This window comes from Streptomyces coacervatus (genome assembly GCF_029223485.1).
Taxonomy (GTDB): domain Bacteria; phylum Actinomycetota; class Actinomycetes; order Streptomycetales; family Streptomycetaceae; genus Streptomyces; species Streptomyces coacervatus.
In genome coordinates, this window is sequence record NZ_JARHTP010000007.1 from 329,894 (window position 1) to 342,845 (window position 12,952).

The 12,952-nt window shown below is 70.7% G+C and carries 8 protein-coding genes; 1 reads left to right on the forward strand and 7 read right to left on the reverse strand.

Annotation, left to right across the window (positions count from 1 at the left end):
- Positions 1–226 precede the first annotated feature (226 nt).
- The 7 genes from P2Q00_RS19625 to P2Q00_RS19655 form a co-directional block, all read right to left on the reverse strand.
- A complete protein-coding gene (locus P2Q00_RS19625; protein ID WP_275773882.1) occupies positions 227–1,495 on the reverse strand; it encodes a helix-turn-helix domain-containing protein in 1,269 nt (422 codons plus the stop codon).
- Between the two features lie 311 nt (positions 1,496–1,806).
- Positions 1,807–3,441 carry an acyl-CoA dehydrogenase family protein gene (locus tag P2Q00_RS19630; protein ID WP_275773883.1) on the reverse strand — a complete coding sequence of 545 codons (1,635 nt, stop codon included), beginning with the start codon at positions 3,439–3,441 and terminating at the stop codon, positions 1,807–1,809.
- Positions 3,442–3,664: 223 nt separating this feature from the next.
- Positions 3,665–4,639: a 2,3-diaminopropionate biosynthesis protein SbnA gene (gene sbnA / locus P2Q00_RS19635; protein ID WP_275773884.1), complete on the reverse strand. Its 975-nt coding sequence runs from the start codon at positions 4,637–4,639 to the stop codon at positions 3,665–3,667.
- 36 nt (positions 4,640–4,675) lie between these two features.
- Positions 4,676–5,737 (reverse strand): 2,3-diaminopropionate biosynthesis protein SbnB, encoded by a 1,062-nt coding sequence (sbnB, locus tag P2Q00_RS19640; RefSeq protein WP_275773885.1) that lies wholly within the window; start codon positions 5,735–5,737, stop codon positions 4,676–4,678.
- Positions 5,734–6,741, reverse strand: coding sequence for a TauD/TfdA family dioxygenase (locus P2Q00_RS19645; RefSeq protein WP_275773886.1), 1,008 nt, complete (start codon positions 6,739–6,741; stop codon positions 5,734–5,736). The genes sbnB and P2Q00_RS19645 overlap by 4 nt, the downstream gene beginning before the upstream one ends.
- 24 nt (positions 6,742–6,765) lie before the next feature.
- Entirely contained in the window at positions 6,766–8,847 is a 2,082-nt protein-coding gene (locus P2Q00_RS19650) for a non-ribosomal peptide synthetase (RefSeq protein WP_275773887.1), read from the reverse strand.
- A gap of 23 nt (positions 8,848–8,870) precedes the next feature.
- A complete protein-coding gene (locus tag P2Q00_RS19655) occupies positions 8,871–11,312 on the reverse strand; it encodes a Pls/PosA family non-ribosomal peptide synthetase (protein ID WP_275773888.1) in 2,442 nt (813 codons plus the stop codon).
- Positions 11,313–11,781: 469 nt separating this feature from the next.
- On the opposite strand from P2Q00_RS19655, the gene P2Q00_RS19660 reads away from it, so the two are divergent.
- Positions 11,782–12,921, forward strand: coding sequence for a YihY/virulence factor BrkB family protein (locus tag P2Q00_RS19660; protein WP_275773889.1), 1,140 nt, complete (start codon positions 11,782–11,784; stop codon positions 12,919–12,921).
- The last annotated feature ends 31 nt before the right edge of the window (positions 12,922–12,952 follow it).

The window sequence follows — 12,952 nt, forward strand, 5'->3', positions numbered from 1 at the left end:
TCCTCCCGAGGCGGGCCAACTGCGGCCATTGGTCCGTGTGTTGACCAAAGGAGCAGGTGGGGTGGCCCGTAGAGGGATGCTACGGCAGTCCGGCGCGGTCGGGGACGAAGACCCTGCAAATATGCGGAAGATGCGGCCGTTGGGTCACTCAGGGGTATGTGTCGGACACGCGCCGGATATGAACCGGACACGAGCCGGTTATGAACCGGGTATGTGTCGGGCGCGCTCAGGGCAGGTCGACCGGCTGCCGTACGTTGATCACCGCGGGTGCCGTCGACTGCGGCAGCAGATCGAGCGGGTCGGCCGGGAGGAGCAGCTCCACCTCCGCGTCCTCCGCGAAGCGGTACGGCCGGTGCTCCAGCAACCCCCCGAGATAGCGCCGTACTCGGGACATCTCGGCGCGCACCGTCACCGTACGGGCCGGGTCGCCGAACATCTCCTCGGCCAGGCCCGCCGCACTGCGCCCGCCGGGGTGCAGGGCGAGCAGATAGAGCAACTCGGCGTGCCGGGGGCTCAGTTCGTGGCTCCAGGAGCCCGCGGACCCGGACACCGTGACCGACCAGCGGCGCGGCTGCGTCAGGTCCAGCACGATGCGTGTGGCGCTGCGCGGCACCGGCTCGTCCGTGGCCCGGATCAGCCAGCCCTCGTCCAGCGGCTCCACCGAGCACGGCCCGAGCGGCGGCAGCCACCGGCGGCCCGCCGACAGGGACTTGGGCAGGGCGATCCGGCCGGTGTACGGCATCCCGGTCACCGCCGCGGTCCAGCCGTCCCGGTCCACCGCGAGGGCCCGGCCGCCCATCCGGGCCAGCACCGGTGCGGCCACCGCGCGCAGCCGCTCCAGCGAGGTCAGATGCAGCTCCCGCAGCCGGGCCTCGGCGAGCTTGGCCACCGAGTCGACCCAGGCGAGCGTGGCCGGATGCATCGTCTCCAGCGGTCCGCTGATGTCCACGACGCCGATCAGCCGGCCGTCGCGCGGGTCCGTGATGGGCGCGCCGGTACAGGTCCAGGAGGTCTGCGAGCGGACGAAGTGCTCGGAGGCGAAGACCTGCACGGGCCGGCGCACCACCGCCGGGGTGCCCACGCCGTTCGTCCCGACGACGTCCTCCCGCCAGTCGGCGCCGAGTTCGAACCCGAGCCCGTCCGCCTTGCGCAGTACGGCCGGGCTGCCCTCGCGCCACAGCACCCGGCCGTCCTCGTCGGCGACCACCATGATGTGGTGGGCGACGTCCGCGACCGACAGCAGCCCCTCCCGCAGCACCGGCAGAACGTGCCGCAGCGTCGTGGTCTCCCGGCGCCGCCGCACCTCGTCGGAGGGCAGCAGCCCGGACCGCTGGTCGCGCTCGGGGTCGATGCCGCTGCGCAGCATGCGCCCCCAGGACTGCTCGATCACCGGGCGCGGCGCGAGGGGGGTGCGCTGTCCGGAGAGCCGGGCGGCGCGGACCTCGCTGAGTACCCGCGCCGCGCGCGCCGTGTCGACCACGGCGAGCTGCGTCACGTCCGGCGGGTGCACCACTGGGCCTCCCGGAAGAAGGGCTCGGGACAACCGGTTTCTCGTCGCGTTTCGGCCACGGAGCCGGAGTCGTCCGCACTGTCCGTCTCATAGTGCCGTTCGTTCCTGACGGACGGGCACACTCCAGCCACAGACAGCAGCAAGTTGCAACCCCTTGCAACCCTGGTGAACGGCTCCGGATTGATTGAATATTGAGCAACGCCGTCCCGAGCGGCGTTCGTGGCCTCGAACGGGCCGGTAGTGCGGGGGTGGTGCCGTGTCGGCGCAGCACCACCCCCGTCATACATCAGCGCAGTTCAGGACCGAGGCCGGGCCCGCTCCACGACCGACGCCAGGTCCAGGGTGTGGGGCAGCGTCCCGAAGGCCGCGCCCCCGTCGCCGCCCAGCCGTGAGGCGCAGAACGCGTCGGCCACCTCCGGTGGCGCGAACCGCACGAGCAGCGAACCCTGCAGCACCAGGGCGAGCCGCTCCGTCAGCCGCCGGGCCCGCCCCTCGATGCCGTCCAGATCGGCCAGTTCGGTCAGCAGGTCCTTGATCGCACCGTCCAGGCGATGGTCGGCGCCTCGGGCCTTTCCGACCTCCTGCAGATAGGCGCCCAGGGCCTGCGGCTCGCGCTGCAGTGCGCGCACCACGTCCAGCGCCTGGACGTTGCCCGCGCCCTCCCAGATCGAGTTGAGCGGCGACTCGCGCACCAGCCGGGGCAGTCCCGACTCCTCGACGTACCCGTTGCCGCCCAGGCACTCGGCGGCCTCGACCGTGACCGGCGTACAGCGCTTGGCCACCCAGTACTTGGCGGCCGGTACGGCGATCCGCAGCAGCGCCCGCTCCTGCTCGCCGCCGACGTCGCAGGCGGCGGCCAGGCGCAGCGCGAGGGTGGTCGCCGCCTCGGACTCCAGTGCCAGGTCGGCCAGGACGTTGCGCATCAGCGGCTGCTCGACCAGCCGGGCGCCGAAGGCCTCCCGGTAGGTGCAGTGGTGCACGGCCTGCGCGACCGCCTGCCGCATCAGGCCCGCCGAGCCCAGTACGCAGTCCAGCCGGGTGGCCGCCACCATGTCGATGATGGTCCGCACCCCGCGGCCCTCCTCGCCGACCCTGCGGGCCCAGGTCCCGTCGAACTCGACCTCGCCGGAGGCGTTGGAGCGGTTGCCCAGCTTGTCCTTGAGGCGCTGGATCAGGAAGACGTTGCGGGAGCCGTCCTCCAGGACGCGCGGCACGAGGAAGCAGGTGAGCCCGCCCGGAGCCTGGGCGAGCACCAGAAACCCGTCGGACATCGGCGCCGAGCAGAACCACTTGTGCCCGGTGAGCTGGTACGTCCCCTCCTCGGCGAGGGGCCGTGCGGACGTCGTATTGGCGCGTACGTCGCTGCCGCCCTGCTTCTCGGTCATGCCCATCCCGAACAGCGCCCCGGCCTTGAGGCGGGCCGGTCGCAGCCCGCGGTCGTAGACCATGGAGGTGAGCCGTGGCTCCCACTCGGCGGCGAGGGCCGGGTCGGTGCGGAGTGCGGGGACGGCCGCGTGGGTCATCGACAAGGGGCAGAGGTTGCCGGCCTCGACCTGCGTCCACACCAGGAACGCGGCGGCTCTGCGGACATGGCCGCCGGGCCGGGCCCAGGCCGCGGTCAGGCCCGCGGCGACGCCCTTGCCGAGCAGGCGGTGCCAGGCGGGGTGGAACTCGACCTCGTCGACGCGGTGGCCGTGGCGGTCGTGGGTGCGCAGCCGGGGCGGGTTCTCGTTGGCCTGGGTGCCCCACTCCTGCAGCTGTGCCGAACCGGAGGCCCGGCCGAGGGCGGTCAGGTCGCCGTGGGCCTCGTCGAGCAGGGCCGGGTCGAGGTGCCGTTCCACGGCGGCGGTCAGGGCGCGGTCGGTGCTGTAGATGTCGTAGCCGACCAGGGGCGGGGGCTGGTTGGTCACGGTGTGCGTGGTGCCTGCCATGCGGCGAAAGTACCCCGGGGTGGGGCGGGGGTCACGCGAGGGACACGGCTCTCGGCCGCCGTGCGGCCCGCGGCGGAGCCGCTGCCGGATACAGCTCGCCCCCGCCGCCCCTGCCCGTCCCGTCCCTGGGGGCTGCCGCCCCCAGACCCCCGCTTTCGGCCTGAACGGCCTCGTCCTCAAACGCCGGACGGGCTGAAAGACGGCGGCCGGGGTGCTGGAGAGGTCACGCCAGTCGAGCCATCGCCGTCGGCGCCACCTCCTGTTCCCTCGTGTCCGCCGGCCAGCCCTCCCGGTACACCGTGTCCAGATAGCGTTCGCCGAGGTCCGGGGCGATCGCCACCGAGGTGAGGCCCTGGTGGCCGTGTTCCGCCAGCCATTGGCCGGCGCCGCTGATCACCGTCCCCGTGGAGCCGCCGAACATGAAGCCGCGGGCGGCCAGGCGGCGGCAGGCGAGGATGGCGTCGGTCTCCTCCACGCGGACCAGGTGGTCCACGTACGACTCGTCGAGCAGCGTCGGCGGCACGCTCGTGCCGAGCCCCGGGATCATCCGGCGCCCCGGCGCCCCGCCGAAGCTCACCGAGCCGACGCTGTCGACGGCGACGATGCGCACCCGGCGCCGCCACTGCCAGAACCAGCGGGCGCAGCCCATCAGGGTGCCGGTCGTGCCGGCCCCGACGAACAGCACGTCCAGGTGCGGGAAGCGGCGGGCGATGGCGGGGGCCGTGGTGCGGTAGTGCGCCTTCCAGTTGCCCTGGTTGGTGTACTGGTTGAGCCATATGTACCGGTCGTCGGACGCGCACAGTGCGCTGACGTACGCCATCCGCGCGCCCAGGAAGCCGCCGCGCGCGTCCGGTTCCTCGATGACGTGCACCTGGCTGCCGAGGGACTCCATCAACCGGATCGTGGGCTGGTTGCAGCGCGCGTCGGTCACGCACAGGAACCGGTAGCCCCGGCTCGCCGCGATCACGCTCAGCGCCACGCCCAGGTTCCCGGACGACGACTCGACCAGGACCGAGCCGGGCCGTAGCAGGCCGTCGCGCTCGGCGGCGTCGACCATCTCGGTCGCCGCCTTGAGCTTGATCGAGCCGGCGAAGTTGAAGCCTTCGCACTTCAGGTACAGCGGCAGCCCCAGTGCGGCCCGAAGGTCGACGTAGAGCTCCTCCTCGTTGAATTGAACGGGATCAGAAATGACGGGCATGATGCCCCCTCCTCATGCGCCACGATGACCGGCAGGTCAGCCGTGCCGGCGCAGCTCGTGGAAGAACCCGTCCACGACGTGCAGCCCGCCCCTACGGGCCACTTCGTCGTGGACGAACTTGCCGACCGCGAGGTCGAGCACCCCCAGTCCGAACGGGGAGAACACCACCGTCCGGTCCTCCGGGACGGTCACCCGTCCGGTCAGTACGTCGTTCAGCGTGCCGTCGAGGAACTCCCGCCCGCCCGTGAGCTGTTCGGCCAGGTGGGGCGAGGTCTCCGCCTTCAGGCAGTGGTCGACGTCGTCGACGTAGTTGGCCGACGCGAGCAGGATCCCCGGATCCAGGTCGCGCAGCGACACATGCAGCACCAGCGGGTGGTGGGAGAACCACGACGGGTCGTGGATGTGCGGTGCGGACGCGACCGTGGCGAACACCAGCAGGTCGCAGGAGCGGACGAGGCTTTCGGGGTTGTCGTGCAGTGTGATGTGCCCCTTGGTGCCCGAGCGCTCCAGGTAGCCGCGAAATCCCGCCGCGCTGCTGGGCGACAGGTCGTACACGCCCGTCTCCTCGAACTCCCAGCCCGTCGCGGTCAGATGGGTGTGGATGTAGCGGGCGATGAGGCCCGTGCCGATGAAGCCGACCCGGGTCGGACGGGAGCGGGTGCGGCTCAGCCGGTCCGCGGCCAGCGCCGCCGACGACGCCGTGCGCGTCGCGCTGATCACCGAACTCTCCAGGCACGCGAACGGGTAGCCCGTGTCCGGGTCGTTGAGGATCAGTACGGCGGAGGCCCGCGGCAGGCCCGACTTCGTGTTCTGAGGGAAGCTGGAGATCCACTTCAGACCGTCGACCCGCAGCGCACCGCCGAGCGACGCCGGCAGCGCGATGATCCGGGACGTCGGGCGGTCCGGGAAGCGCAGGAAGAACGACGGCGGGTTCACCGAGTCGCCCGCCCCGTGCAGCCGGTACACGGCCTCGACGAGCTCGGCGATCTCCTGCTCCCGGCCGTGCAGGACCTGCTGCACCTGCTCGCCGGATATCACCGCGAACGGCGGTGCGCCCAGGCCGCTTCGATCAGAAGCGGCACTTTCGGTGGTCGTCATGCAGTCCTCACCTCGATGGTCGGCGCGCAGTCGGTCAGCCGCACCGAGTCGCCCAGTGCGGCCAGCACCTCGCGCGGCCCGTCGAAGGGCTCCCTGCTGTGCGCGGTGCGGATGTTGTCGACGAGCAGCAGGTCACCGGAGTGCCACGGCTCGCGCAGGGTGTGGGCCTCGTAGACCTCGTTGACGGTCCGGACGATGTCCTCGTCGAGCGGATCGCCGTTCCCGAAACGGGTGTTGAAGGGCAGGCCGTCGGGGCCGTACACATCGACCAGGTACTCCCGTACCTCGGGGTCCATCGTCCACTCGTTGAGGAAGGCGATCTGGTTGAACCAGCAGCGCCGGCCGCTCAGCGGATGGCGTACGACGGCGCTGCGGTGCTGCCGGGTGTGCAGCGAGCCGTCGTCCTGCCAGGCGAACTCGATGGCGTTCGTACGGCAGTAGCGCTCGACGGTGTTCCGGTCGTCGGTGCCGAAGGCCTCGGCGACCGACGCGCCGATCTCGTCGTTGTACGTCCGGGTCAGCAGCCAGCCTTCCCGCTCGAACCGGTCCACCAGTTCCGCGGGCAGCGCCTCCAGCACGGTCGGCCCGTCGGCTACCGCGGTCGCGCCGCCCGTCTCCGGTGCCACCAGGCAGGCGAAAAGCAGCAGGCCCGGGAACTCAAGGGCGTAGCTCAGCTCGTGGTGCATGCACATCTGCTGGTTGGGCGGCCACTTGGAGGACGAGTACACGCCGTCGGCATAGGAGCGGCGGGGCGCGAAGGGCTCCCGGTCGGCCATCAGACGGCCGCTGGAGAGATGCCGGAACACCTCCTCCGTGGCCGTGGGTTCGCTCAGGCCCAGTCCGCGGACCAGCAGGCTGCCGTGCTCGGCGACCGCGGCACGCAGCGCGGCACGGTGCTCGGCGGCCCAACTCGCCGGGTCGCCTTCGGACTTGGCGTGCAGGAGCGGCGGACGGCCCGGGGTCTGTTCGAGGTCCGGCAGGAAGGCCGGGGACGAGTGCGTCATTGCACAGGTTCCTTTCAAAGGCTTTCAGTGGTGCTGGTCGAGCAGCCCCGCCAGGTCGGCGAGGACCGGGTGGCGGGTGACGTCCTTGAGGGTGATCGCCCGGTCCAGGGCGACCGCCAGCTTCACGGCGGACAGCGAGGTGCCGCCGCGGTCGAAGAAGTGGTCGAGGCGGCCGATCCGGTCGGCCGGGATGCCGAGCACCTCGGCCCAGGCGGCGGCCAGCCGCAGTTCGGCGGGTGTGTCCGGCGCACCGGACTCGCCCGCGTCGAGCTCCTCGGCGAGCGCGGTCAGCGTCTTGCGGTCGGTCTTGCCGTTGGCGGTCAGCGGCAGCCGCTCCCGCCAGTGCACGACCGCCGGGACCATGTACGACGGCAGCGAAGCGGCCAGCTTGTTGCGCACCTCGTCGGCGCCCACCGGCTCGGGACCGGTGCAGAACGCCGCCAGCTGCGTACCCCGTACGACGACCACGGCGCCGTCGCGCACGCCGGGCACCCGCAGCAGCTGGTTCTCGATCTCGCCGATCTCGATACGGAACCCGCGGATCTTCACCTGGCTGTCCCGGCGGCCGAGGAACTCCAGCTTCCCGTCGGGCAGCCAGCGCCCGTGGTCGCCGCTGCGGTACAGCCGCTCGCCGGGCCGGTACGGGTCGTCGGTGAAGGCGGCCTCGGTGCGCTCGGGGTCGTTGACGTACCCCCGCCCGACGCACACCCCGGAGAAGACGATCTCGCCGGGCGCGCCCAGTGGCACGGGCACCAGGTCCTCGTCGACGACGTACACCCGCACATTGGCGATCGGCCGCCCCAGCGGCACCCGCTCCTGGTCCGGCACCCGGTCCATGACCTCGTGGTTGGTGTCGTCCGAAGTCTCCGTCAGGCCATAGGCGTTGACGAGCCGGATCCCGGGCAAGGCGTCGAACCAGCGCTGCACCAGCTCCTTCTTGACCGCCTCCCCGGTGACCGACACACAGCGCAGGTCGGGCAGTTCGCGTGGCCGCTGTTCCAACTCGGCGAGCACGGCCTCAAGATACGAGGGCACAATTTGCAGCACGTTCACCCGGCCGCGCACGACCGTGTCCACGAAGCGCGGCACGTCCAGGATGGTGTCCTGCCCGACCAGCAGCGTCCGGCCGCCGACGAGCAGCGCGGAGAGCAGCTGCCACAGGGAGATGTCGAAGCACTGCGGCGCGGTCTGCGCGACCGTCCGCCCGGCATCGATCCCCAGGTCGTCGATCTTGGCGAGGACGTGGTTGACGAAGCCCGCGTGCTCGCACATCGCGCCCTTGGGCTCGCCGGTGGAGCCGGAGGTGAAGTAGATGTACGCGAGCTGGTCCGCGGCGACGGGGATGCCCAGGTCGTCGTCGGCGTGGCCCTCGGCGTACGCGGTGTCGACGAACAGCTTCCGGGCCGCCCGGTCGATGTTGCCGTCGCTGCCGCGCTCGGTGAGAACCAGCCTGCAGTCGGCCCGGGCGAGGGTCCGCGCGATGCGGTCGCCCGGGAAGTGCGGCTCGACCGGCAGATAGACGCCGCCCGCCTTGAGGACGGCGAGCACGGCCGCCAGCCAGTCCAGGTTCCGCTCCATCACCACCGCGACCACGCCCTCGCGGGGCAGCCCGCGTGCCAGCAGTGCCCGGCCGATGCGGTTCGCACGGGAGTCGAGCTCCCGGTAGGTCCACTGGCGCCCGTCCTGCACGGCGGCCACCGTGTCCGGGTGCAGAGCCACCCGCTGCTCGAACAGTTCGTGCACCCGCAGGTCCGGCAGCTCCCGCTCGGGGCCCGCCAACTCGTCGAGCTGGAAACGGAGTTCGTCCTCGGAGAGCAGGGTGGGGCGGTCGGGTTCGGCGAGCGCGGTGAGGTGGTAGCCGGCGATACGGGCGGCGGCCCCGGCGTCGAGGACGTCCGTGCGGTAGCGCAGCCGCAGGATGCCGTCGGCGACGCCCACGTGCAGCGCGGTGTCGTACTCGGTCTGCTCGCCGGTGAGCGCGGTCAGCACCCTGGCATGCGCGGCCGCCAGGTCGGGCGGCTGCACCGATGTGCCTTCCGGCAGCGGGAGTTGGTACTCCGCGAGGCCGGGGACCGGGTCGAGGGTCCATCGCGGGATCGTTTCCATGAGTTCTGTTCCCCCTGTTGCTGTCATGCGTGCCGCGGCGCGACCGCCGGGTTACCGCCCCAGTGCGCACCGGGCGGCATCTCCTCGCCCTTCATCAGGAAGGAGTCGGGTGCGAGTACGGCGCCGTCGCCCATCGAGACCCCGTAGTGGACGAGCGCTCCGGTGCCGAGCGTGCAGCCCGCGCCGATCGTGATGTGCTCGGACTTGAAGGTGCCGTCCTCCTGCGAGTGGGCCTGCACCTTGGTGTGCGCGGCGAGCGTGCAGTCGTCGCCGATCGAGGCGAGCGTGCGCTCGGTGATGTAGCAGCCGTCGTCGAAGACCCGGCGGCCGAGGCGGACGCCCAGCAGCCGCCAGACCAGGTTCTTGAACGGCGTCCCGTTGAACACGACGAGGTGGTTGTCGGGCACCTTCCACAGCCGCTCGTGCCACCAGAAGTACGGGTCGTAGATCGAGCAGAGCTTCGGTTCCAGCGGCCGGAAGCGCCCGATCAGCCGCTCCACCAGCACGTAGTAGCCGGTGCTGAACGCCAGGCCGAGGATGAGGGATGCGCCGATCAGCAGACCGCCGACGGTGCCGTGGGCGCCGTACAGGTCGAAGGCGGCGAAGCCGATCATGCTGAGCATGAACCAGTCCAGCCAGCGAACGAACAGGAACAGACCCATCGAGCGCAGGTTGAAACGGTTCTTCCGGGCCAGCCGGCGCTGTAGTTCGGCGCCCTCGCGCAGATCGTCGAAGCGGGTGTCGCGCTCCACGGTGCGCGGGATCTCGAACGGAGGCGAGCCCAACAGGCCGACGCCCTCGCGCAGTTCGCCGTCGAGCGGGACCATCACCTTGGTCGCCAGCAGGCAGTTGTCGCCGGTGCGGCCGCCGCTGGGGTAGGCGATGTTGTTGCCGAGGAAGTTGTGCGGCCCGATCGTCGCGCGCGAGATGCGGAAGGACGTACCGGAGAAGTCGGCGTTCACGATGGACAGTCCGTCGGCGACCATGGTGCCGCTGCCCACGGTGGCCAGATACGGCGTCTCGTGCTGCACCTCCGTACCGAAGTTCGAGCCGGTCTGCTCGACGGTCGAGAGGTCGTATCCGATGGCCCGCAGGTAGGGGACGATGTACGAGCTGTCGCCGCACAGCCACTTGAAGAACTTGATGTTGGTCATACGGGCGATGGCGCGCTGCACCGAGTAGCGGAAGCCGTAGAGCGGGTAGACCCGGTCCGGCCGCAGCAGCGGGCTCAGCGCACGCGGGAGCAGGGAGACGGCGGCGAGGCCGAGGACCAGGAAGCCGGCGTACGCGGCCAGCGAGAAGCCGAGCGCCTCGGCGTAGAACGCGGCCGAGCCCAGGTCCTCGGCGGTCGGGTCGAGGAGCTTGTCCAGTGCGGGGACCAGCGTCAGCAGCAGGTACGTTCCGCCGACCGCGAGGGGGACGTAGATGACCAGCATCTGCAGCAGACCCGCCAGACCGTACGCCGCCCGGCGCAGGGTGGAGCAGTGGGCCGGCGGGATGCGGACGTAGTCGACGTCCGTGCGCTCGGCCGGGGAGCCGTGCCACCGCTCGCCCGCGGGGACCGTCGCGCCGCCGTACAGGGCGGAGGAGTGGCCGAGCTGGGCGCCGTCGCCCATCGTCGTGCCGATGTCGAGGACGGTCTTCTCACCGACGTACACCTCGCTGCCGAGGGTCACCCGGCCGGTGCGGATGCGGCCGGCCTGGGCCTGGTAGCAGAGGAGGAAGGAGTCCTTGCGGATCACCGTGCCGGCGCCGACGGTCAGCAGGTCGGTGCAGACCGGCACCGAGTGGGACAGGATCGTGACGCCCTTGCCGATCCGTGCGCCGAGCGCCCGCAGGTACAGCACATACAGCGGGCTGCCCGCGAACAGGATCATCGGGTTGGCGTGCAGCAGCGCCTTGACGGTCCAGAAGCGGACGTAGGCGAGGCTCCAGACCGGGAACTCGGTCTCCTTCCAGCGGCCGACCAGCAGCCACTTGGCCACGACCGGCACGATGCACGCACCCGCGAACACCGCGGCGCCGAAGACCAGCGACCGCAGATAGACGTCGACGACCCCGTCGACGGCGGAGATCCACTCGTAGCCCCGGCCCATGACCAGCCCGGCCAGCAGACAGTAGGCGGCGAAGACCAGGAACTGCAGCGCGCCGCACAGGAGATAGCGCGGGGTGCTGCCGGGCAGCGGCGCGGGCGTCCCGGTCCCGGCCGGCGCAGGCGGGGGAGCCGGTGCGGTGTCGAGGGCCGCCGCCAGGCTGCGGATCGTCGGATGGCCGTATACATCCTTCATCGACACCGACGGCAGATCCGGGTGCTTCCGGACGCGGGCACAGAAGTGGGCCATGGTCAGGGAATTGGCGCCGAGATCGTCGAAGAAGTGGCTGTCGACGGGTATGTGTTCCTTGCTGACGACACCTGACAGAACCTCGGCCAGTACATTTTCGGTGCCGGTGTCGATTTTTCCCACCACATGCGCTCCTTACAGGTTTTACAGGCTTTACGACTTTTGCGGCTTGCCCGGTTCCGACACCGACCGGGCTGTTGCCGGGGGCGGACATTCCGCCACCCGGCGCGCCGCGCCCACCTCCGGAGCCGGCATGAAAATCCCCCGAAAGAAATACGGCGGAAATCCGCCGACTGTTCAGGGCGGTGCGGAATTCCGCTTGGGATTGGGATATGAGTCAAGGAGGGTGAATGCTAGTTCAGAATGTTACGGAAGTGTGTGAAGTGGCCGCGTGGAAATGGTGCAGGGCAGCACGGTGCGACCCGCATGGATCGCATGCGGATCGCGCGTAATCCAATTGCTCGAACAATCCGGCCAACGCGGACATGACAGAAAAATGGGGCCGGTCAACCGGCCGTTTCCCGCATGTTGCCCGTGCAGGCAGTGGGGGCGGGGGATGAGTGCACCCGGCCACGGCGGATACCGTTAGGTCGTGCAGCCAGCAAGTGAATCCCCGCAGAGCCCCTCCGGGCGTCTCCACCGGGCGCGTGCCCTCTACCGGAACGTCTCGAAGCGCAGGACTGCCTGGCTGCTGCTCAAGGACACCGTGAACTCCTGCATGGAGTACCGCATCCTGGGCCTCGCGGCCGAGGCCGCGTTCTTCACACTGCTGTCCGTGCCGCCGCTGCTGCTGAGCCTGATCGGTCTGCTCGGCTATGTCGACGACTGGACCGGCGCCCACTCCATCGCCAGCCTGGAGAACAACATCCTGGAGGCGTCCCGCACCGTCCTGTCCGACAAGGGCGTCCACGAGATCGCCCAGCCGATCCTGCACGACGTGATGAAGGGCGGCCGGCCCGACGTCATCTCCATCGGCTTCCTGTTCGCCCTGTGGTCGGGCTCCCGCGCCGTGAACGTCTTCATCGACACCATCACCGTGATGTACGGCCTCGACGGCGTGCGCGGCATCGTCAAGACCCGGCTGGTGTCCTTCGCGCTGTTCGTCGCGGCCCTGCTGATCGGCTCGGTCGCGCTGCCGCTGATGGTGGCCGGTCCCGATGCCGTGGTGAACGTGGTGCCGTGGTCGGAGACGCTCGTACAGGTCCTGTACTGGCCCGTGGTCATCGTCCTGTCGATCGTCTTCCTGACCACCCTCTACCACGTGTCCGTCCCCGTGCGCTCGCCGTGGATCGAGGACGTGCCCGGCGCCCTGGTGGCCCTCGCCATGTGGGTGCTCGGCAGCTACCTGCTGCGCATCTACCTGACCAGCACGGTCGAGGGCCCCACCATCTACGGCTCGCTGGCCGCGCCCGTCGCCGTGCTGCTGTGGATCGGTGTGTCCGCGTTCGCCGTCCTCGTCGGAGCCGCGGTCAACGCCGCGATCGACCGGGTCTGGCCGGCCGCAGCGACCGCCGCGGCCCGCGCCACCAACGAGCGGCTGCGCGAGGCGCAGCTGGCCGAGCACGTGGCCCGCGCGGCCGCGAGCCACGAAACCGACCCGGGCGACCCGGACATGCCCTCCGAGTTCCCGGAGAGATGGTCCCGCTTCCTGCCACCGGAGGACGTGACGTCACGCCTGCGGACACATGTGAAGAGCACACACCCGCACCACCACAAGCCGGACGGTTCCTGAAGCGCCCTGAAGGGGCGCGGGGAACGGCGCG